Annotated in this window: 18 protein-coding genes and 1 riboswitch; of the genes, 3 read left to right on the forward strand and 15 right to left on the reverse strand. The window is 56.6% G+C overall.

What is annotated here, in order from left to right; genetic code table 11:
- Positions 1–5: 5 nt before the first annotated feature.
- From ACR0IO_RS04985 to ACR0IO_RS05005, 5 genes are read right to left on the reverse strand one after another with little or no spacing between them, the layout of a single operon-like run.
- Positions 6–275, reverse strand: coding sequence for a K+/H+ antiporter subunit F (locus tag ACR0IO_RS04985; protein ID WP_155151743.1), 270 nt, complete (start codon positions 273–275; stop codon positions 6–8).
- Complete coding sequence (locus ACR0IO_RS04990) at positions 272–769, reverse strand: Na+/H+ antiporter subunit E (RefSeq protein WP_170335292.1); 498 nt, start codon at positions 767–769, stop codon at positions 272–274. Before ACR0IO_RS04990 ends, ACR0IO_RS04985 begins: the two co-directional genes overlap by 4 nt.
- Positions 769–2,313: a monovalent cation/H+ antiporter subunit D gene (locus ACR0IO_RS04995; RefSeq protein ID WP_155151737.1), complete on the reverse strand. Its 1,545-nt coding sequence runs from the start codon at positions 2,311–2,313 to the stop codon at positions 769–771. Before ACR0IO_RS04995 ends, ACR0IO_RS04990 begins: the two co-directional genes overlap by 1 nt.
- Positions 2,310–2,669: a Na+/H+ antiporter subunit C gene (locus ACR0IO_RS05000; RefSeq protein WP_155151734.1), complete on the reverse strand. Its 360-nt coding sequence runs from the start codon at positions 2,667–2,669 to the stop codon at positions 2,310–2,312. Before ACR0IO_RS05000 ends, ACR0IO_RS04995 begins: the two co-directional genes overlap by 4 nt.
- Entirely contained in the window at positions 2,669–5,542 is a 2,874-nt protein-coding gene (locus tag ACR0IO_RS05005) for a monovalent cation/H+ antiporter subunit A (protein WP_480739839.1), read from the reverse strand. The genes ACR0IO_RS05000 and ACR0IO_RS05005 overlap by 1 nt, the downstream gene beginning before the upstream one ends.
- 222 nt (positions 5,543–5,764) lie before the next feature.
- Between ACR0IO_RS05005 and ACR0IO_RS05010 the strand changes: the two genes are divergently transcribed.
- Complete coding sequence (locus ACR0IO_RS05010) at positions 5,765–6,235, forward strand: rhodanese-like domain-containing protein (RefSeq protein ID WP_480739841.1); 471 nt, start codon at positions 5,765–5,767, stop codon at positions 6,233–6,235.
- Positions 6,235–7,050, forward strand: coding sequence for a CE1 family esterase (locus tag ACR0IO_RS05015; RefSeq protein ID WP_170335288.1), 816 nt, complete (start codon positions 6,235–6,237; stop codon positions 7,048–7,050). The genes ACR0IO_RS05010 and ACR0IO_RS05015 overlap by 1 nt, the downstream gene beginning before the upstream one ends.
- Here ACR0IO_RS05015 and mdoH read toward each other — a convergent pair whose 3' ends face one another.
- The 7 genes from mdoH to ACR0IO_RS05050 form a co-directional block, all read right to left on the reverse strand.
- Entirely contained in the window at positions 7,051–8,922 is a 1,872-nt protein-coding gene (gene mdoH, locus ACR0IO_RS05020; RefSeq protein WP_480740830.1) for a glucans biosynthesis glucosyltransferase MdoH, read from the reverse strand.
- Positions 8,919–10,418 (reverse strand): OpgD/OpgG family glucan biosynthesis protein, encoded by a 1,500-nt coding sequence (locus ACR0IO_RS05025; RefSeq protein WP_480739843.1) that lies wholly within the window; start codon positions 10,416–10,418, stop codon positions 8,919–8,921. Before ACR0IO_RS05025 ends, mdoH begins: the two co-directional genes overlap by 4 nt.
- Positions 10,415–11,632 carry an OpgC family protein gene (locus tag ACR0IO_RS05030; protein ID WP_480739846.1) on the reverse strand — a complete coding sequence of 406 codons (1,218 nt, stop codon included), beginning with the start codon at positions 11,630–11,632 and terminating at the stop codon, positions 10,415–10,417. Before ACR0IO_RS05030 ends, ACR0IO_RS05025 begins: the two co-directional genes overlap by 4 nt.
- A gap of 36 nt (positions 11,633–11,668) precedes the next feature.
- Complete coding sequence (locus ACR0IO_RS05035; RefSeq protein WP_170335284.1) at positions 11,669–13,039, reverse strand: tetratricopeptide repeat protein; 1,371 nt, start codon at positions 13,037–13,039, stop codon at positions 11,669–11,671.
- 180 nt (positions 13,040–13,219) lie between these two features.
- Positions 13,220–14,404, reverse strand: a complete 1,185-nt coding sequence (locus ACR0IO_RS05040) for a CaiB/BaiF CoA transferase family protein (RefSeq protein WP_480739848.1) — start codon at positions 14,402–14,404, stop codon at positions 13,220–13,222.
- Positions 14,391–16,010 (reverse strand): thiamine pyrophosphate-binding protein, encoded by a 1,620-nt coding sequence (locus ACR0IO_RS05045; protein ID WP_480739850.1) that lies wholly within the window; start codon positions 16,008–16,010, stop codon positions 14,391–14,393. Before ACR0IO_RS05045 ends, ACR0IO_RS05040 begins: the two co-directional genes overlap by 14 nt.
- A 79-nt stretch (positions 16,011–16,089) precedes the next feature.
- Positions 16,090–16,554 (reverse strand): DUF302 domain-containing protein, encoded by a 465-nt coding sequence (locus ACR0IO_RS05050; protein ID WP_480739851.1) that lies wholly within the window; start codon positions 16,552–16,554, stop codon positions 16,090–16,092.
- Between the two features lie 152 nt (positions 16,555–16,706).
- Between ACR0IO_RS05050 and ACR0IO_RS05055 the strand changes: the two genes are divergently transcribed.
- On the forward strand, positions 16,707–17,051 hold the full coding sequence (locus ACR0IO_RS05055) for a DUF1636 family protein (RefSeq protein WP_480739852.1): 345 nt from the start codon (positions 16,707–16,709) through the stop codon (positions 17,049–17,051).
- On the opposite strand, the gene ACR0IO_RS05060 is transcribed toward ACR0IO_RS05055, so the two are convergent.
- The 3 genes from ACR0IO_RS05060 to ACR0IO_RS05070 all read right to left on the reverse strand — a co-directional run bounded on the left by ACR0IO_RS05060 (position 17,048) and on the right by ACR0IO_RS05070 (position 18,480).
- The gene (locus tag ACR0IO_RS05060) at positions 17,048–17,542 is read right to left on the reverse strand and encodes a hypothetical protein (protein ID WP_480739854.1); all 495 of its coding nucleotides are present in this window, start codon (positions 17,540–17,542) and stop codon (positions 17,048–17,050) included. The genes ACR0IO_RS05055 and ACR0IO_RS05060 overlap by 4 nt on opposite strands.
- A gap of 64 nt (positions 17,543–17,606) precedes the next feature.
- Positions 17,607–18,305 carry a CbtA family protein gene (locus tag ACR0IO_RS05065; protein ID WP_480739855.1) on the reverse strand — a complete coding sequence of 233 codons (699 nt, stop codon included), beginning with the start codon at positions 18,303–18,305 and terminating at the stop codon, positions 17,607–17,609.
- Between the two features lie 4 nt (positions 18,306–18,309).
- Positions 18,310–18,480: a CbtB domain-containing protein gene (locus ACR0IO_RS05070; protein WP_155151693.1), complete on the reverse strand. Its 171-nt coding sequence runs from the start codon at positions 18,478–18,480 to the stop codon at positions 18,310–18,312.
- Between the two features lie 36 nt (positions 18,481–18,516).
- A riboswitch (cobalamin riboswitch) is annotated at positions 18,517–18,722 on the reverse strand.
- Between the last annotated feature and the right edge of the window lie 13 nt (positions 18,723–18,735).

Genomic DNA, 18,735 nt, shown 5'->3' on the forward strand with positions numbered 1-18,735 from the left:
CGCCCTCACTCGATGATGTTGCCACGCAGCATGAAGCGCGCGTAGGCAACGGTTGAAACAAAACCCAACATCGCGATGATCATGGCCGCTTCGAAGAATATCTCACTACCAAGCTGGATGCCGTAGAGGATCATAAGCGCAATGGTGTTGATGACCATTGTGTCCAGTGCCAGAACACGGGTGCCGACACCGTCTGCGGTAATGATCCGCCACAGACACATCATGATCGCAGCTCCGAAACAGGCGAAGGCGAAGTAGATGGCGTATTCGATCATTCGAAAATCTCCTTCAGGCGGCGTTCATAACGTTGTTTGATCTGGTCGCGTACTGCCTCAGGGTCGGGGGCGTCAAGGCAGTGCACCAGCAGGTTATGCCCCTGGGCCGACAGATCACAACTGACAGTGCCGGGCGTCATGGTGATGGTGCCTGCCAGAACAGTGATCGCCTCGGGCGTGCGCAGTTCCAGCGGGATGCAAATCCAGTTTGGCTGACGATCGGCGTCGCGTTTGAAAAGGATAATCCGGGCAACCGTGATGTTGGCCATGACGATATCCCACAGTACCACCAGGATATATTCAACCACCATCGGCCAGTTGCGCAATTTGGGGCGATCTGGCCAGTAAGGTTGCGTGATGAACGGAATGATGATCCCGAGTATCAGGCCGAAAACCAGAGAATTCAGTGACGGCGAATTCGCCAACAGCATCCACACCAAGGTCAGCAGAATGGTCAGATGCGGGTGGGGGAAAATTCGATGCAGCAGCTTCATTATTCTTCCCTTCCCAAAACGGCCGAGATGTACTGTTCAGGCGTGAACAACTGCTCAGCCGTCTTACTTGTGTATTCCAAAGCGGGTCCGGCGAACAATGTCAGCAGGACAAGACCAAGAACAGCTCCGAACACCGATGTGAATGCCAGCCCCGGTTGTGGTTCAGGGGCGGGTAGATAGGGAATCTCTTCGTCATTTTCCGGATCATGTTCGGTATTGTGCTGAGCATCGTGGCTCTTCCAGAAAATCAGCGAACCCGCTCGTGCAAGACCCACGATGGTCACGAATGAGCCGATCAGGACCACCGCCCAGATGATACTGGCGTCCGGAGCGTCGCGGGATGCGTCCAGTACCAACAGCTTGCCGATGAATCCGGATAATGGCGGCATACCGGCCAGAGCAATTGCTCCGACAAAGAACAATGCAGAGATCAGACCGCTTTGCGGCATGGGAGGTTTTGGTGCGATAGCACCCCCCTGTCGTTCCATGACCATATCAGCCACAAGAAACAGCAGTGCGGTCGCGAGTGTCGAATGGAAGATGTAGTACAACGCTGCGGCCGTGGCATCGGGCGTGAACAGCGATATGGCGATCAGTAGGGTTCCCATCGACGCGATTGCGCAAAAGGCCACCATTCGTGCGATATGGCGTGAACCCAGAATACCGATTGTTCCGATTGCCAGAGTCAGCATCGCGGCAGGTTGCAACCACTCTCCTATCAACCCGTCAGTGACAGCGACGTCCGGACCAAAGGCCAGCGTATAGACCCTGAGGATCGAATAGGCCCCGACCTTGGTCATGATCGCGAATAATGCCGCCACCGGCAGAGGCGCGTTTGCGTAGCTGGCCGGCAGCCAGAAGTGCAATGGCAGAACAGCGGCTTTAATACAGAAAACCAGAAGCAAGAGAACCGCACCGACACGCAGCAAAGCGGTGTCCTCGGGTGGGATCTCGGCCACGCGAACAGCCAGATCCGCCATATTGAGCGTCCCGGTCACGGCATAGATGGTCCCCAGTGCAAACAGGAACAGTGTTGAGCCAAGAAGGTTATAGGCAACGTACTGCACCCCAGCTTTCAGCCTTACCGAACCGCCGCCATGGGTCATCAGGCCATAGGATGCGATCAGCAGAACTTCGAAGAAGACGAAGAGGTTGAAGGCATCACCAGTCAGGAAGGCCCCACAGACGCCCATGAGCTGGAAATGAAACAGGGCATGGAAATGTTTGCCCCTGTCATCCCAGCCGGATGCAATGGCGTAAAGAACTATAGGCAAAGCCAGCAGCGCGGTCAGCAACACCATCATCGCCGACATCCGGTCCAGCACGAGAACGATACCAAAAGGGGCAGGCCAGTCACCGAGTTCATAGACCTGAATGTCGCCACCTGACGCCTGTGCGGTGATCGTCAGTGCGATCCCCAATAGGCCAACGACACCGGCAACCGAGAAGATGCGTTGCAGATCCAGATGGAACCGCAGGACCATGATGATAAAGGGCGCCAGAATTGCGGGCAGGACGATCGGCGCAACGATCCAATGGTTCATGCGTCTTCTCCTGCGCCATCCACGCTGTCCTGCGCGGTCATATCGATATGGTCATCCTTGGACGACAGATATGCGCTGAGCGCGATCATCACGATCACAGCTGTCATGCCAAACGAGATAACGATGGCTGTCAGTACCAGCGCTTGAGGCAGTGGGTCAGTGTAGGGCACATCTTCGTATTTGTTCAGAACAGCGGGAGCATTCAGAGCCAGCCGACCGGTCGCAAACAGAAAAACATTGACGGCATAGGTCAGCAGCGAGAGACCCAGGATCACGGGAAAGGTTCTGCGCCGCAGGATCAGAAAAATCCCGGCGGCGGTCAGAACACCAACGGCAGAGGCTACCAGCGCTTCCATCAGGCCTGCTCCTTCTTTTCTTGTTCTTCTTCAAGCAGATCATCCCGCAGCGGGTTGATATCCATCGGATATTCCTGCGCCATGCCCGGCTGCCACGCAAAGCGGGACAGACTGTCGAGCGCCAACATGACAGCACCCAGAACCGCCAGGAAAACCCCGGTGTCGAACAGCATCGCGGTTGCCCACTCGAACTCTTCCAGTGGTGGCCAGTTGATGTAGCCGAAATCGCTGGTCAGGAAGGGACGCTCGTTGAACCATGCTCCAAGGCCAGTAGCGGCGGCGATCAGCACGCCCCAACCGATGGTGCCATGGTAATAGAACCTTTGTCGCTCGATAGCCCAAGTATAGCCGCTAGCCATGTATTGCATCAGGAACGCGATCGCGACGACCAGACCGGCGATGAACCCGCCGCCCGGCTGGTTGTGACCGCGGAAGAAAATATAGGCCCCGACCATCAGCGCGATCGGCATCATCACACGTGTCACAACCACCATCATAAGCGGGTGCGAGTCGCCCGATTGCGGCCAGTGAGGTTTGCGGTTCAGCAGGTAGCTGCGAACATTCGTGCCCAAAACGGCCTCTGTAAGGGCAAAGATGATCAATGCGGCGATACCCAGAACAATGATCTCTCCGAAGGTGTCAAAGCCACGGAAATCAACCAAAATCACATTGACCACGTTGGTTCCGCCGCCACCCTTGTACGAGTTTGCAAGATGGAAATCCGAGATAGTCGGAAAGGCAAAATCGCGAAGCATGAGTGCATAGATCAACCCGCCTGTACCGACACCTGCGATTACAGAGATAACGGCGTCACGCCAACGGCGCGGTGCGGTGCTGTCCCACGGTGTTTCTGTTGGCAGAAAGTTCAGGGACAGCAAAAGCAAGATCATTGTCACCACCTCAACCGAAATCTGGGTCAGCGCCAGATCTGGGGCCGAGAGATAGTTGAAAGCCATCGAAACGATGAGGCCAACAACACCGATGAGGACCAGTGACAGAAGGCGATTGCGGTGGAACCACATGATCGCAAGCGTCGCACCGACAAGACAAACCCAGCCGATGATCGGAATGATGGGCGCTGGCAACGGTACGCGTGTTTCGATCCCGATCGTACCTGTGGAATAGGCATAGTAGCCCAGCCCGACAGTGAAGGCGATCATGATGATGGCATAGCGGCTGATGACACCATTGTGCAGCTCATCTGTGACCCAGCGGCTGAGCCCCGTCAGCACTCCGATCACTGCGTCGAAGATAGTTTTCGCCTCGGGACGCGGCAGAGCATTCCATAGCTGTTCACCGCGGCGATGCAACGACAGAAGGAACAAACCTCCCAAAGTTGCGACGACCGACATGTACAATGCAGGCGTAAAGCCATGCCAGAGCTTCAGTGAGTAGTAGGGAAGCTTCTCACCGCCGATAACGGCACTGGAAACTACGGCGACAAGAGGGCCAACAATCGCGTTCGAGTAAAGCCCGATCAGCACGACCAGAACGACAAGGAACGCTGGTGCCAGCCACAACCCGACCGGAGGATCGTGCGGATGATGCGGATAATCATCGCGTTCTGGCCCGAGAAAGACGTGGCCAACGAAACGGAACGAATAGGCAGCCGAAAACAGGGCGGCCAGCAGCGCCAGCCCAGGCACCAGATAGTGAGAGTTCAGCCAGGTCGTGTGAACCGTTTCCTCGAGCATCATCTCCTTTGACAGGAACCCGTTGAGCGGAGGCAGACCGGCCATAGACAGCGCCGCGATGATGCCGATGGTAAATGTAATCGGCATCAGGTGACGCAGTCCCCCCAGTCGCTTGATGTCTCGTGTCCCGGTTTCGTGATCCACGATGCCTGCTGTCATGAACAACGCAGCCTTGAATGTTGCGTGGTTGATGATGTGGAAAATAGCAGCGACCACGGCAATCTTGGTGCCAAAGCCAAGCAACATGGTCACAAGTCCCAGATGGGACACGGTAGAAAATGCCAGTAGCGCTTTGAGATCATCTTTGAACAGCGCGATCACCGCGCCGATCAGCATGGTGATCAGTCCAGTTGTGGAAACAATATAGAACCAGGCGTCAGTTCCGGCCAAAACGGGCCACATGCGCGCCATCAGGAACAAACCGGCCTTAACCATCGTCGCCGAGTGCAGGTAGGCCGAGACCGGCGTCGGAGCGGCCATCGCATGCGGCAGCCAGAAGTGGAATGGGAACTGCGCTGACTTGGTAAAACATCCAAGCAGGATAAGGATCAACGCAGGCAGGTAATACGGCGAAGATTGGATAAGGTCGCGGTTCTGCAAAATGACGCTCAGGTCATAGGAACCCACGATATTGCCAAGGATCAGCATGCCCGCAATCATTGCCAGCCCGCCAGAGCCCGTCACGGCCAGCGCCATGCGTGCACCCTGCCGTCCAACGGGCAGATGTTTCCAGTATCCGATCAACAGGAACGAGCTCAGGGATGTGAGCTCCCAAAATACAAGCAACAACAATATGTTATCGCTTAGAACGATGCCAACCATCGCGCCCTGAAACAGCAGCAAATAGGTATAGAATTGCCCCATCGGATCTTCGCGCGACAGATAGAAACGTGCGTAAAGAATGATCAAAAGACCTATGCCAAGGATCAGCAATGCGAACAGAAAGCCCAGCCCATCCAGCATGAAATTGGCATTCAGGCCAAGGCCGGGAATCCAGTCGAACCGAGCAGTTACCACACTACCACCCATCACTGTCGGGATGTGGATCAACAATCCTGCCAAAGCCAGGAAAGTCGTCAATCCTGCCGCTGATGAAGCGGCATTTCGTCCTGCGCGGATAAGCAGGGCGGGAAAGACAGCTCCGAGAAAAGGAAGGGCCGCGATAAGGAATAGGGACAAGTGCGATACTCCGGGGCTGGGCGGTCAAAGTGGTATTGATTTTGTAAGGATAATTCTTCGGCTGTCCAGCTATTGTAAGTTTTCGATGGGGTTCTAAGGGATTTACATGCTCCTCTTGATCTTTGGTTCACATGACAAGAACTTGATCCGAAACTGCCATCCAGTGGCAGCGCAAAGAACAGGTCTATGTTAGAACCTACGTGATTTGTAGGAGTGTGCAGCGTGACTGCAAACGTAAATCGAACAAGGCGTTGGGTTTTGATAGGCGGCGGAGCGGTCATCGCTGCAGGGTTCGCCATACGCGAATACCGGTTGATCCCGCCTGATTATACAGGCGGACAGATCACTGTTGCCGATGCGCACAATCAAGCCAGCAAGGGTGAGATCCTGTTGATCGATATCCGAACGCCACGCGAATGGGCTGCGACAGGTATCGGTGAGGGGGCGTATCCGGTTGATATGCGTCGTGAAGACTTTGAACAGGTCCTGGATCAGTTGAGTGATGGTGACCGAAACACCAAAATTGCCTTGATATGCGCACGCGGTGTCCGGTCTGCTAGAATGAGCAATCGGCTGACCGAGGCCGGTTTTACCAACATCATTGACGTGCCCGAAGGAATGCTGGGGTCCGTTGCTGGCCCGGGTTGGGTGCGGACTGGATTGCCGGTCGGGGCATACAAAGAGGATACGTGATGAGCAGAAAGCACTGGCTGGCATTGCCTTTTGTGTTTTTCGGACAGACAGCAATGGCCGATTGCGGAGCCCCTGAAGACATGTGCGAGACCGCATCCGGGGGTTACTTCATCGAACTGCCGGACACAGAGAACCCTCCGATGGTTGTATTCCTGCACGGATATGGCGGAAGCGGGACCGGGACGATGAACAATCGCGGTATGGTCGAACCTTTGCTGGCACGCGGATATGCGGTGATGGCACCCGAAGGCGCGCTGCGCAATGGCCGTAAAAGCTGGAATTTCTTCCCCGGCTGGGAAGGGCGCGACGAGACCGCGTTCCTGACCGAAGTCGTGCAGGACGCAGCCGAACGGTTTGGGGTTGATAGCGATCGGATTGTTTTAGGCGGGTTCTCGGCTGGCGGGTTCATGGTGAACTATCTGGCTTGCGCCGCTCCGGATACGTTTTCTGCCTATGCCCCTGTTTCTGGTGGCTTCTGGCGACCCCACCCGGAGGCTTGCGACGGTCCGGTGCGTCTTTTTCACACGCATGGATGGACGGATAATGTTGTCCCGTTGGAGGGACGCTTTCTGGGTGGCGGCCGTTTCCAACAGGGCGATATTTTTGCGGGGCTCGAAATCTGGCGTGCAGCTAACGAATGCGTCGACAATCGCCCGGACGCATTTGGCACAACCGATCAATTCATGCGACGGAAATGGACCCGGTGCGCCGAGGGCAGCGCGCTGGAGTTTGCCCTTTTCCCCGGTGGACACACGGTTCCAAAGGGCTGGGCTGACATGATGCTGGATTGGTACGAAGGCTTACCCGGCAGTTAATTACTCTGCCGGGGTCATCACACCCTTGCCCTCGATCACCTTTTTAAGCTCATCACGATGACGGCGCGCCAGTCGTGTAATCGCAGGCTCGTGGAAGTCTTCACGCATGCCAACCATGCGACGCGCGGTGCCTGCTGACACGCCACTTAATGCGGAAAGTGGGATAGCCAGCGCGAGACTGATGGCAATCGGTGCCAACCAGACAGAAACCAACCCGGCCATGATTCCAGCGCTCAACGCAACACCACTGATGGTTTCAAGCGTGTGGCAAAGAATAAGTGTCCGCAGGCCATAGGTCCCACCATCGCGCGCCTGTGGGGACCAGCCCTTTTGAATGCCCAAGGCAGTACGGAATACAGCGATCATCTGCTGTACCATCAGAATTGGGGCGTAGAGGATCGACAGGACCACCTCGGCAAGGAACGAGGTAAAGAAGCGTCGCCCGCCGCCGAAATCAGCATATCTCACGCCGCTGAGGGGCAGGGCGACGACGCCCAGTACCTTTGGAGCCAGCAGCATGGCGTACATGACCAGAATGATCAGGACATGACGCGTCTCGGTCATCTCCGGCCATTGCGGGAACAACGGATTGTCGGGGCTGAAATAATGCAGAACCGAAGCTTCTTTGCCCTGACCAATCAGCGCCCACATCACCAAAAGCGCAAACCACAGCGGGGACATGAGATAGCCGACCGCTCCGTGGAACATGTGAAAGCGTGACACTGCACGGAAACCGGCAGAGCCCAGCAATTTCAAATGCTGCAGATTGCCTTGACACCAGCGACGATCTCGCATCGCATGGTCGATAAGCGTTGGTGGCGTTTCTTCGTACGAGCCGCGAATGCGCGGCAGGAACCGTACGCCCCATCCGGCGCGGCGCATCAATCCGGCCTCGACAAAGTCGTGACTCATGATCAGCTTTTCCTGCCCGCTGAACGAGCGCAGCTTGGGCAGCCCCGCACAGTTAGCAAATGCCTTGGTTCGGATAATGGCGTTGTGGCCCCAATAGTTGCCTTCCTGACCGCACCAGCGGGCGAGACCTTCTGCAAATGCGATGCCGTAAACACCATTGGCAAACTGCTGCATCCGCGCAAATACTGACTGGGCACCGATCAGCTGAGGATAACTTTGGATCAGCCCGGCACCGGGGTCGCGCGCAAGTGCATCAGTCAGGCGGGCAATGGCGCGCCCGGTCATCAGGCTGTCCGCGTCCAGAACCAGCATTGCATCCCAGTCCGCACCCCAACGGCTGACCCAATCGGCGATGTTGCCAACCTTGCGATCGGTATTCTGTTCGCGACGGCGATAATAGAGTTCCAGATCCGGTGCCAGAGACGTACGCAGTGCTTCGATACTGGCCTGTTCCTGTGCGGCAATTTCAGGGTCGCGTGTATCGGACAGGATGAACATCGCGTATTGGTGCTGGCCACCGCGGGCGCGCAGTTCCTCAAGCATCGTTCGAGCATTGCCCAGCACAAACCAGGGGACTTCGTTGTAGACCGGCATGAGCAACGCGACCTTCAAGGGTTGCGAGCGTCCCTGCCGGAGGGGTTGTTCTTGCCGGGACAGGGACACCATTCCCAGCAAAACTGTGCAGACCGTGAAGGAAATCCAGAAGAAATTGAATGAGATCAACGCGAGCAGGACCGCCTCGATTACATTTATACCCTGGGCTCCGAACCAGTCGCTCATGACCCACAACAGGGCCAGCGTTGCCACCATGGCTGGTGAAAAAGCCAGTGCACGCCAGAACCCAGCAGACGCCTTTCCATGATTGGATGGTGCCTGAGCATCCCTAAAACCTGCACTGAAATTCTGTGCAGGCATCTGCAAGGGTGCCTCAGGTGGCATGATATGCAGGTCTTGGCTCATGAGGTCCATCTGTACAGCCAGACCTCTGAAGCCGGCTGTTTCCCAAGTCTCAGTTGTGCGCGTAGTTCCACATGATCCCGATCGCCGGGCTCGAATGAGAATGCCAGCCGCAGACCTCCGGTGTCCGGATTGCGTTGCAATACGCCATCAGACGTTTCGGCGTGTGGTGAATCGACGAAGATTGTCATCGCTTCGGGGTCTTCGAACAATTCGCTGGCCTCAAAGTCGATGACGGCAAGACGACCTTCGCCAAAGGTGTTCTCGCCCATCGCGGTATTGATGACCCGAGGCATCGCAGTGCGCTGGGGTTCTTCGCCCCAGATCAAACGATAAGACATATCGACCTGCGAACCAGCTGCATAGGGTTCTGCCGGACGCCAATAGGCAACGATGTTGTCATAGATCTCTTGGTCTGCCGGAATTTCAACCAGTGTGACACTGCCCTTTCCCCAATCACCCTTGGGCTCTACCCACAGGCTTGGGCGCTTGTGATAAAGCGCCTCAAGGTCGGCATAATCCGAGAATTCGCGCTTGCGCTGCATCAGGCCAAACCCCAGCGGATTGGTGTCGACAAAGGACGAAATCTGCAATCGTGTCGGGTTTGCCAGCGGGCGCCAGATCACCTCACCTGCGCCATTGCTGATCAGCAATCCGTCGCTGTCGTGCACAGCGGGGCGGAAATCATCAAATCGGCTGTGGTTGGTCTGATCGTAAAGGAACATCGACGTGCCGGGGGCAATTCCCACATGGGGCAGTTCCTCACGCGGAAACAAAGTGGCTTCGATATCCATAACGCAATCAGCACCGGCGGTGACGTCGAACCGATAGGCACCGGTTACGCTTGGGCTGTCCATCAGCGCATGTACAATCATGTTACGCTGCCCCGGTTCCGGGCGTTCCAGCCAAAAGCGAATGAATTCGGGGAATTCTTCACCGTCTGGATCGCCGGTTTTCAGGGCCAGACCGCGAGCCGACAGCCCGTAGACTTCGTGCAGGCCGATTGCGCGGAAGTAGCTGGCGCCTTGCCAGACGCAGAATTCGTCGGTTTTGCCAGGGCGGTGCATTTCGGTGCGCAGGCGCAGACCGGAAAAGCCCAGTGTTTCATCCACCGGCAGTTGTGGTACATCTTCGGATTTGTCGAACATGGCCAGATCGAATTCGACCGGTTTGGTCATGCCGTTTTCAACGGTCGAAACCTGAACTGTACGCGGGAAGTACAGACCCGGCGTGAAGAAATCGATGTTGAATGGCGTCTCGGTCTCATACCACAGGGCCCTGTCCAGTCTGAACCGGATCGAGCGGTATTGCTGATAAGTCAGCTCCTGCCATTCTGTCGGAACCATAGCGCGTTCTTCGAACGGCCGGCTGGCAAGATCACGGGCCAGTGCGATGACATCATTGCGGTCAAAGGGCACCTCACCACCAGTTGCAAAGGTGGCCGGGGCAAGGAAAAGCGCCGAACTCGACGCGAGAAATGCGCGACGTGTTAAATTCATTTTTTAGTCTTCCAAGGATGTGACTTAAACCAAGCGGCCACATAGGCCACGCCGATGATCATGGCAAAGCCAATCATGTTGGCTGCGAAAACACTGGCAAAATCCCGCCCAGTCTGATCCAGGGCTACGCCGATAAGTCGTGCGGCTGCCATGGAAAATACGAAGACGGCAAGAGATTGCTGCCCGACTTTAGTGATCAGTTTCAGAACCAATTGCCAGACACGTGCGCCAGCGCTGTGACCCGTCGCGATCAGGCGATGTCCATGCTCGCCCGCTGCGACCCAGCCCAGATAGGCCAGTGACAGGAAGTGCATGTACCTGAACAGACCGAAATCCGTCTTATCGCGAAGCTCTGCAGTCAGAGGCCAGATTTTGCGGATCTCGGTAGCAAGATCAGGTGCGGCCGCCTGTACCCAAAGGAAAACTTTCCATGACCCGAACGGGGCTGACAGGACCAGAAACAAGGCCGCTGCCCAGATCAGTGTTTTAGAAACCGGTGGGGCCGGGATCCAGCCGCGCATAAATGCAAAGCCTGTGAAAAACAGCAGTTGCCAACCGAATGGGTTAAAGAACCATTGGCGCTGGGACCAAGGTTCGGCAGGCAATGCCAACACACCTGTCTGCGCAATCAGCCAGATTGCGACTGATGTGACAGCGACAGCCCAGAAACCAATTCTCGACAGCCCCATGAACAACGGCATCATCGCCAGAACCACCAGGTACATCGGCAGAATGTCAAAGTAGTTCGGGACATAAGTGAGTGTGAAAATACCCACCAGTTGCGGCATCGGGTCGTTGAAAAAATGCTGCAGATTCAGAGATGAAACATAGCTTTTTTCGAACACCCCCGAGAGGTCCAGTGCAGCCATTGACATGGCAACAAAGAAGAACAGGCCAATATGGGCCCAGTAGACTTGCCAGATACGGAAGGTTACGCGCGCAGTTCCCAGCCACCAGCCCTTGCGCAGGAAGGCGCCACCAAAGGCGATGGCAGATGCCATACCCGAGCAGAAAACGAAGATTTCTGTCGCGTCAGAGAAACCAAAACGGGCTGGAATCCACCTGGCCCAGGGATCGTTAGGGATATGGGCGATCAGGATGATGAACATCGCGATACCGCGATAGAAATCCAGACGCGGATCGCGCGTGCGGGTAGGGGCTGCGGCCTGAGCCGCAACCGGTGCAAAATCAGAAGCGGGCGATGCTGTCGCCATACGGGTCTTCAGTCCTTCTTGGTCGTCTTGTTGTTATTATTCGGCTGGGACGCTTTGTGCGTCGCCGCTGTCACGCGCCGCATCAATCAGGGCGCGGCGTGCCAGTGCATAGTTGTCCTCGCCTCCGGCACGCTTGGCGCGCCGGTCATCCAGAATGCGTTCAACCGCATCCAATTGGCCTGCTCGAAGACCGGAGTCGATAGTAATACGTTCAAATACATCGCGTTGGGCATGGCTTCCACCCGCCAGTTGCATCGAGCCGCGCGCGCTTGACAAAAAGTCGAACGCGGCTCCGTATTGCCCGTCGCCAAATGCTTCAAGGCCCTTGGCGGCTGCGACACCCGGATCGGACATGCGAACGGGGGTATCCCCATGGTTGCGACCAGCGTCTTTCTGAATACGCTGCAGCATTTTTCCGGTCGCATCCGAGCGATTGTCTCCGGTCAGCGCCAGCAGGTAATGCAAATCGGCAAAGATCAGGCAACCATCTTCGGTCCGAGCGGCGCTGAGGTCGGCCAGTTCTTCCCAACGATCACCGACATTTACGCCCTCCAGCTCAAGTCGGGACAGCAGCGATGTGGCATTTGAAATATCGCGATAATCGTCGGTTTTGTCTTTGCGGATGCTTTGATCGTAAAGTTCGATCACCCGATCAACCTGACCAAGATCCAGATGCATCAGCGCCTTGTGCCACCAAACGTGATAGCGGAAGTTGTTGCAGTGCGCCCAGGCGGCTTCACGTCCTGCCAGCCAGTCGAGGCCGAGTTGCGCATTACCCGTCATTTCGTGCACATGCGCGACTGCGTGCAGGCCCCAGGCATCATCTGAAACCATCCAAAGAGCCTGACGCCCGGCGATTTCGGCCTTTTCGTAGGCACCGGTCTCTTCCAGCGCGAATGAGTGGCAACCCAGTAGATAGCCACGGCCCGCGTGGTCGGGTTCGTAGGTGGGCAGCACCCGCTCGATCGAGCGACGCATACCTTGCGAATCCCCCAGAACGAAACGGGTCGCATGGCTTAGTTTCATCGCAAGCGTATCTTGCGGATGTGACCTTAGTATCTCTTCGAATTTTTGCACGGCCTGCGAGGGAAGGTCGGCAAGATAAAGTGCCAAAGCCTCAACATACAGTTTTTCGCGGGCAGAAACGGGCTGACGCTCCATTGCGGTATTGGCGGCTGTAAGTGCGTCTGCCGCGACCGGCAGCATTTCGCGCCGACCCAGCAAGACCATGAACAGCCCCTTGATCGCGTGACCTAATGCGAAATCAGGTTCCAGCTCCAATACTTTGCCCAAATGTTGGGGTGTGATTGCCGCATGCGCCATGAACCCAAGCAGAACACCATCCCAGGCCTCGACGCTCTCGGGCTTGGTCAGAGTGTTCATTTGTCCAAAAACGTCTTGTTTCATACTTGGGTCCAATCTGCTTGCGATATTTGACACTGTTCGATTTATCAGAGTCTGCGGGCGGGTCGTAACAGTATCGACCCTGCTCTCGAATTGGTGAAAAGCTGTGTGCGTAAAAAGCGAAAAAAACCGCCGATTCAAGGGCATGTTTCAGCAACATGCCGCCTAGATGATCAGAGTGTTTCAATCCTCAAATGGGTTTTCGGCATCCAGAACGGCCCGAGTATCGGCACCAAACACAGGTGGTGCAGTGCGATATGTTACAGGCGTGCGTGAGAGTTTGAGTGGATTTCCGATCAGTTGAACCTCACCCGGATCAGCCTGCATGGCGATCTGCATCTGTCTTGCAGCAACCTGTTCGGTGCCAAAAACCTGATCCAGCGACTGCACCGGTCCAACGGGAACTTTCAATTCCTCCAGCGCATTGATTGCCGAGCTCGTATCAACCTTTTGCATCGCCGGACGCAGCACGGCGTTAAGTGCGTCCCGGTTCTCCAGTCGTGCTGGATTGGTGGCGAAGCGAGGGTCGTCGGCCAGTTCCGGAAGCCCGATGTACCCACAAAAACGCCGGAACTGGCTGTCATTTCCGACTGCCAAAATCACGTGCCCATCTGCAGTTTCGTAAACGTCGTAAGGGACGATGTTCGGATGACCGTTCCCGCGTCGCTGCGGTACGCTTCCAGATGTCAGGTAGTTGACGCCTTCGTTGATGAGCCATGCAATCTGAGCATCGACAAGGGCCAGATCGATCTGTTGCCCTTCACCGGTCAGGTCGCGGTGGCGCAAGGCTGCCAGAATCCCAACACTGGCATACATCCCGCACATCACATCCGCGATGCCAACTCCTACTTTCATAGGTGCGCCTTCTGGCTCGCCGGTCAGTGACATGATGCCGCCGTAGCCCTGCGCCATGAGATCATACCCCGGCTTGGCCGAGTTGGGGCCGGTTTGTCCGTAGCCTGAGATCGAACAGTAGACGAGCCCCGGTAGATCTTTTGACAAGGTCTCGTAGTCCAGACCGTATTTTGCCAACCCGCCGGGTTTGAAATTCTCGATCAGGATATCGGCGTGCGAGGCCAATCGACGAATTTCCGATTGTCCCTCAGAGGTCGTGATGTCAATCGCGACGGATTTCTTGTTGCGGTTGGCGGCCATGAAATAGGCACTAAGGTCCGAACGATTACCGTCGGTATCCTCGACATAAGGCGGACCCCATTGGCGAGTGTCATCGCCGCCCGTGGCCGGGTTTTCAATTTTGATCACGCTGGCACCCAGATCACCCAGCAATTGTGTGCAGGTAGGACCGGCTAGAATGCGGGATAAGTCTAGAACCTTGACGCCCTTCAGTGGCCCCTCAGATCCGGCCATCATACCCTCCACGGTCAATCTCTGCCGCGATGACGGTGAAACGATCGGCTTTCACAGCCGCATCCAATGCCGTTCGCAGTTCCTCACGGTTTCGGACGGTATGACCATACCCGCCGAACGCGCGTCCCATGGCGGCAAAATCGTGACGGTCAAAATCTACTCCGCGGTTGCCCATTTGACGCTGTCGTTGTTTCAATTCGATCAGCGCGAGGCTGGCGTCGACGAAAACCAGGAAGATGGGATTCCCGCCCATCTCAGCGGCAGTGGATAGCTCACCGGCCACCATCAGGAATCCCGCATCCCCTGAAAAGCTGATGACCGGGCGCTCCGGCTCGGCCAGTTTGAGGCCAATTGCCATCGGAACGGCACAACCCATCGTGCACAGGGCCGACGATTGGGTCAGCCCGCGCGCCTCGTGGCACTGCCACATCTGGCTGAGCAGGATGCGGTGTGCACCGCTATCGGCGGTGGCAAGCGTTTCCTTGGGCAGTACATCTCTTGTCTCGGCTATTACCGCGGCAGGGCCCCATTCGTCGTCGCTTGGAAAAGCCTTGCTAAGCGCTTCTTTAACCTGCTCCGGCTCTCCATCAGGCCATGTCGCTCGTGCCGGGTTGCCTTTTGCGATGGCTTCGAGTGTGGCGGCGGTGTCAGCAACCAGGTTCAGACCCGCCTGATGCATGTAGTGATCATTCACCACCGCAGAGATATCAATCACGCGTTTGTCTTCGGGATCCCAGATCTCGCGCCAACCGGGGCGCATCTCGATTGGATCGTATCCCAGGCAGAGGATCAGGTCGGCTTGTTCAACCAGAGGCACCAAGTGCTTATCGGCCAACGGAGATAACCCTGCGCCCCCTAGGCATAGCGGGTTATCCTCGGGCACGATCCCCTTGGCCTTGTAAGTGGTCACAAAGGGAATCCCGAAATGTTCTAGAAACGCACATACGACACTGCGGGAGTCATCATACAGAACATCCAGACCGATGATGGCGAGGGGTCGTTCTGCATTGGCCACCCAACGGCGGGCTTTTTCCAGACAATCACCCTCCGGCGCAACGGCAGCGGGTTTTGCCAGTCGGCGGCGTTTGCTGTTGCTGACGCGGGTGTCAGCGACCGAGATCGGCACATCAATGTGCACGGGGCCGGGGCGGGGTTGATTGGCCAGTGATACGGCTTTGTCTGCGATGATGTCAGCACCTTCTGCGGTCAGCAGAAAGGTCCCCTTGGTTATGGACCGGTAGACCTGACTGTGATCCATGACCTGATGCGTGTAGGTCAGCGCCTCATCTGCATCGACGCAACCTGTCAGTACAATCATCGGCACCCGGTCCTGCAGCGCATTTGCAACCACATTGATGCCGTTCATCGCCCCCGGACCAAGTGTTGCCACCAGAATGGCGGGTGCGCCATCGCGGTGATGCACGGCCTCGGCCATGAATCCCGCAGCGTTTTCGTGCTTGGTCAGATGGAAGGTGATTCCAGCCTGTTCGAGCGCATCGACCAGTGTCAGTACCTCACCGCCGGGCATACCAAATGCGTGACGGCAACCGGCCTCATACAGCCTTTGGGCCAAAAGATCAGCAGCGCGGGGGGACAGGTCCTGCATCAGTCATGCTCCGAAATTCGTGTTACGCAGCAGATTGCGGAGGACGCTCCGGGACGCAAGGCGCATCACGTCAGTGTGACTATTTGACTGCGCTTTCAGCAATGGCCTGAAACTTATCGTCCAATTCTTCGGCAATGTCGGCCAAAGGCTCACCACCCTCATAGACATATGGGGCAAAAATAAAGCTGGGTGTCTTGTAGGACAGGGTGGCTGTGCCATCTTCATTCTCGGTTACATAGAACCGGATCGGGGCTTCGATCATAGCCGCTGTCGAAGTCTCGAGAACGCGAACTGCATAGTCATTGTTGAAAACGCCAATCACGCGATTTCCGGGGATCGTAATCCCGCGGGCAGCGGCCGCTTTGGTCGGTCCGGCCTGCGTTACCACGATGAGACCGTTTTCTTTCACTGCGCTCTTTGTATCGTCTACGAGCTCCTGATAACTCTTGTCGGTCAGATAGACAGCCCAGCCAGAAAGTGGTTCCGTAAACTCAGCCCATGCGGGCAGAGCCAACAGACAAAGCACAGACCATAGCGATTTCATCAAGCAACCTCCAAGGGTTTGAGTGTGAGATTGATGCCAGATATCACTTTCCGGTGCACTCACATTCTCGTGCGCTCATCGCGACCACGGGCTTGTGTCACAGCGCTGAAAGCTTCAGAAACAGCGGAACTCAAGATTAAGGTGAAACGTATTTGGCGCAGACCCGGCTATTAATTTGCACCAGTTGTTCCGGCACGCGCGATCGTGATGCCGAACGGCAAGCCGTACAAGCGGCATTGACTGGCATCGATCTTACGGCGGAGATCGAAATCGCAGAACACGCCTGTTTCAGTGGATGTAGCGAACCAACGTCGATCGGCCTGCAGGGCGAAGGCATGGCGTCATATGTTTTTTCGGGTATCGATATCGTTGCAGATGCGGATGATATTGCTGCGACTTGTCGAGCGTATCTGGACAGCCCCGCTGGCTGGATCGAAGACGCCCGACCATGCGGACGGCTTCGCTTGTGTTTGCGGGCGCGTATTCCGGCGCTTTAGTCCACCTGTACAGTTACCGAAGCACTGACCGGCACATCTTCGACCATCAGCGGGCTGTGGCTGTTGGCATTCAGCGATACCTTAATCTCAACCTCGCCCTTGGGCAGATCGGAGATGTGCATCCAGTTGCCATAAAGGCGGGCGAGTTTCGTGCCATTCACATAGACATGCGCGTGACCTTCACCGGGATTGTCCGCAGCAGAGGCGTTTTCGGGCGCAAACCGAAAGTTCTGAGGCATGACGTGCAGGTTCCATCCGGCCATTGGGTCCTGCGTTACCGCAATTTCCAGACCGGGCGCATCCTGACCGGCAGGCAGGTTGATGGCGGTCGAGTGATCATGCGCCATGGCTTCGGCATGAGAACCGCCATGTTGATTGGGGTCCGCATGGTCGTGGCCGTCAAATGTGACGCCATTGGCCGCGGCGAGAACGAAACCAGCGCCTCCGCCGAAGACCAGACCAATTGCAAAGAGGGCAAGTGAACGTGCCATTTCTGTTCCTTGAGCCAAAAAAGAACCCGCCGGGCGGGGCCCGGCGGGATGACATATTGGGGTATCAGGCTGCCGCTTCGGCGCGTTTGCCTTCGCTTTGCCAGAAGTAACCGGCAAATGCGCCAACCAGAACCCATGCGACAAGGCCGATGCCAAAGGCACGTGCGGCAAACAGAGCACCGATTTCGGTTGGGACCGGTCCGGTGAAGACATCCGGTTCGGGTGCGCCGATCAGATGTGGAGCAACGAGCAACGCTGCCGCAATCACGTAGCTGATGATGTTGCCACCAAACGCAATCAGCCACATGGCAACCGCCGCAGCCGCGACGGTGGCGAACCACCAGACTTGCCGTGCGTAAACATCTGCAGCAGCAACGCCAGGAACTTCGGGTGCCAGGCTAAAGCCGGGTGCAAAGTGAACCGCGATAAAGCCCGCCAGACCCCACAGAACACCTGTGCGACCATCGATCTTGTGACCCTGACCTTCGGCCACAGACATAAGGGCAACCAGAACCAGTGCGTAACCGGTATAGGTGAGCATGGTGAAGATGACGCTCAGCGCGTCGCGTGTCAGCTCAGAGAACATGCCCGGTAGCTCGGGATGGGCCGTGACAGCTTCTCCGCCGAAATGCACCAGTTCACCGGACTCATAGAGCTCGGCGTGCAACAGAACGGGTTGCACAAATACAAGCTGCAGCAAGGCGGCAATCAGCCCCGCTGCAGCACCAGCGAACAACGCGCTGGTCAAAATGCGACTGAACATCTGCTTAGTGGCAGGGGAAACCGGTTGCGTGGCGCACGTCATGTGCCGCGTCATGCAAGCCAGATGCCTGAACATGGCCGGTCAGGGTGATGATACCCAGGCCCAGAACCACTGCGAACATTACCGGCAGAAAGCCTGTCTTTGCAGCAGATGCTGTTTGAGTTTGTGTCGTCATTTCTTGTCCTCCAGTGCCGTCGCACCCGACGGCTGGTGTTTCTACGTTCGCCTGGCAGGTCTCCTGGCTCGCGGGTCGGTGCCTCTGTTCGCCTTCCCCCCGAATTCGGGAGTGGCTGGTTGAACAGGGGCTCACCGCTTACAGTCGCGGGGGCGGCTTTGGCTTTGACCTCAGACGAAGTCGCACCACATTCCCTCTTAGCATCCGGATGTCTCCGGCAGGACCAGACCCGGTCATTTAGCCGCGAAGCACAGG

The organism is Ruegeria sp. CE12 (assembly GCF_056537525.1).